Source organism: Streptomyces sp. OfavH-34-F, from assembly GCF_022347745.1.
Taxonomy (GTDB): domain Bacteria; phylum Actinomycetota; class Actinomycetes; order Streptomycetales; family Streptomycetaceae; genus Streptomyces.
Genome location: NZ_JAKRGC010000526.1, coordinates 1 through 2,614 on the forward strand (window position 1 = coordinate 1; position 2,614 = coordinate 2,614).

At 73.9% G+C, this 2,614-nt stretch carries 2 protein-coding genes and 2 pseudogenes; 2 read left to right on the top strand and 2 right to left on the bottom strand.

What is annotated here, in order from left to right; all coding sequences use genetic code 11:
- A pseudogene (locus MHW47_RS34385) lies at positions 1 to 320 on the bottom strand (ATP-dependent helicase); the annotation flags it as partial.
- A gap of 254 nt (positions 321 to 574) precedes the next feature.
- Here MHW47_RS34385 and MHW47_RS34390 point away from each other — a divergent pair.
- On the top strand, positions 575 to 1,615 hold the full coding sequence (locus tag MHW47_RS34390) for an acyl-CoA desaturase (protein ID WP_239227763.1): 1,041 nt from the start codon (positions 575 to 577) through the stop codon (positions 1,613 to 1,615).
- A 97-nt stretch (positions 1,616 to 1,712) separates the two neighbouring features.
- Positions 1,713 to 2,255, top strand: a complete 543-nt coding sequence (locus tag MHW47_RS34395) for an MOSC domain-containing protein (RefSeq protein WP_239227764.1) — start codon at positions 1,713 to 1,715, stop codon at positions 2,253 to 2,255.
- 12 nt (positions 2,256 to 2,267) lie between these two features.
- On the opposite strand, the pseudogene MHW47_RS34400 reads toward MHW47_RS34395, so the two are convergent.
- Positions 2,268 to 2,614: pseudogene (locus MHW47_RS34400) on the bottom strand (hypothetical protein); the annotation flags it as partial.

Consider the following 2,614-nt stretch of genomic DNA (forward strand, 5'->3'; position numbering starts at 1 on the left):
GCGGCGAACTGCAGGGCGAGCAGCCCGGCCGCGCCCCAGAACGCCACGGCCTCGGAGGCGTCCTGCGCCGTCCGGGCACGCGTCAGCACCGGGAGCGCCTCGGCCACGGGCAGCAGGCGCGCCGGCACCCGGTGGGGCAGCGCGTCGGGCCCGGCGACCGTCAGCTCCGCGTGCTCGCCGGGGCCTTCGGGCGGGCTGCTGCCGTCGGGGTGCCAGAAGGCGACGCGGCCGGTGCGGGAGGGGTCGGCGGGCAGGAAGACCGCGGAACAGGCGGCGAGGGCGGCGATGTCGGAGCGGGATGCGGTGGAGAGGCTGTGCACAGCGATGTCAGAGTCCTCAAATTTGACTAGCCGACTGAGGTCGCCGAGGGTACCCCACCCTCCGCGACCGCGGGCCGCCCCCGCCTGTGAGGTGTACCACAGGGTGGTCGCGGGGCGTCCCACCGGTACGGCAGGCCCCCCGCCCGCGCAGGGGGGCTGGCACCACCCGCCCCCGGGTGGTGGCGCCATGGTTCCCGCCGCCCCGCCGGCCGTACGTTTTTGCAGGTCGGAGCGGACTCGAGACCGGAGCACACATGTCCCACGCCATCCTTGCCGTCGCGGAACCCACACGTGACGGCGCCGAGAAGGGGAGCGACTTCGCGCCCCTGCTGCGCGCCGTGCGGGCACGCGGGCTCCTCGAACGGCGCACCGGCTGGTACGCCGCCGGCATCACCGCCAACCTCCTCGCCCTGGCGGCCGTCGTCACCGGCATCGTCCTCCTGGGCGACACCTGGTGGACGCTGGCGCTCGCCCTGCCGCTGGCCGTCCTGTGGGCCCGTACCTCCTTCGTCGGACACGACGCGGGACACGCCCAGATAACCGGCGACCGCCGCGCGGCCCGCGCCCTCGGCCTCCTCCACGGCAACCTTCTGCTCGGGATGAACGAGGCGTGGTGGAACGACAAGCACGTGCGCCACCACGCCAACCCCAACCACATCGACAAGGACCCGGACGTCGGCGTCGGCGCCCTCGTCTGGACCCAGAAGCAGGCCGCCCAGCGCGAGGGCTTCGCCCGATGGCTCACCCGCAACCAGGCCCGCCTCTTCTTCCCGATGCTGCTCCTCGAAGGCATCGCGCTCAAGGTCTCCGGCTTCCAGTACCTGAAGCGGCAGCCCCTGCGCGAGCGCGCCCTGTCCGCGTTCCTGCTCACCGCGCACCTCGGCCTCTACGCCGCCCTGCTGTTCACCGTGCTGTCCCCGGGCAAGGCGGTCGTCTTCGCCCTCGTGCACCACGCCCTCTTCGGCCTCCACCTCGGCATGGCCTTCGCCCCCAACCACAAGGGCATGGAGATGCCCGACCCGGACGGGGAACGCTGGGACCATCTGCGGCGCCAGGTCCTGACCTCGCGCAACGTACGCGGAGCCGCCCTCACCGACTGGCTCCTCGGCGGCCTCAACTACCAGATCGAGCACCACCTCTTCCCGAGCATGCCCCGCCCGCACCTGCGCCTGGCCCAGCCCTTGGTCAGGGCCCACTGCGAGGCGATCGGCCTGCCCTACACGGAGACCGGCGCCGTCGAGTCCTACCGGCAGGCGCTCACTCACATGCACGAGGTCGGCGCGCCGCTGAGGTGACCGGCCCCTCGGCGCACCGCCGGCCCGGGCGACTCCGTACGATCGGCGGTACGCAGACCGGCCGCCGGAGGCCGACCGCTGAGAGGGGAATCCCGCCGTGAGTGGCACCGTGACCGCCGTCAGCAGGAACGAGACCTACACCTTCACCAAGCCGAACCGGGAGAGCGTCACCCTGCTGGCCGGCCTCGGCGTGGAGGGCGACGTGCACGCCGGGGTGACGGTCAAGCACCGTTCCAGGGTCGCCAAGGACCCCACCCAGCCCAACCTCCGTCAGGTGCACCTCATACACGAGGAACTGTTCGACGAGGTCCGGGCCAAGGGCTTCGAGGTGGCCCCGGGCGAACTCGGCGAGAACATCACCACGCGCGGGATCGACCTGCTGGCCCTGCCCGCCGGCACCCTGCTGCACCTCGGCGCCGACGCGGTCGTCGAGATCACCGGACTGCGCAACCCCTGCGCCCAGATCGACCGCTACCAGGACGGCCTCCTCAAGGAGGTCGTCGGCCGCGACGAGGCCGGCGCCGTCGTCCGCAAGGCCGGGATCATGGGCATCGTCACCCGGGGCGGCGTGGTCGCCCCCGGCGACTCCGTCGAGGTCGTGCTCCCCGCGCAGCCCCACCGCCCGCTCGACCGGGTCTGACCCCGGCGCGGGTCAGAACGGCCGTACGGCCAGCTCGTCCAGCGCGGTGAGCAGCCCCGGCAGTTCCGGCCCGCGCCCGACCGGCAGGATCTCGCCCGGCACCTCGTCCAGGAGCAGCAGCGCGATGTCGTCGGTCCTGGCCACCATCGACCAGCCGGGGCCGTCGGCCCGGATCATCCGGGCGTCCCCCGGCGCGAAGGACGACCGGACCCGGCCGGGCGGCGGCGGATCGTCCACGTAGGCGCGGGCCTCGGCGAGGGCCCGCCGCACACCGGGATGCCGGACGGAGACCGCCGGGCGCGGCCCGCCGTCCGGCGCGTCCCCGTCCGCGTCCGTACCGCCGGCACCCGCCTCCGGTC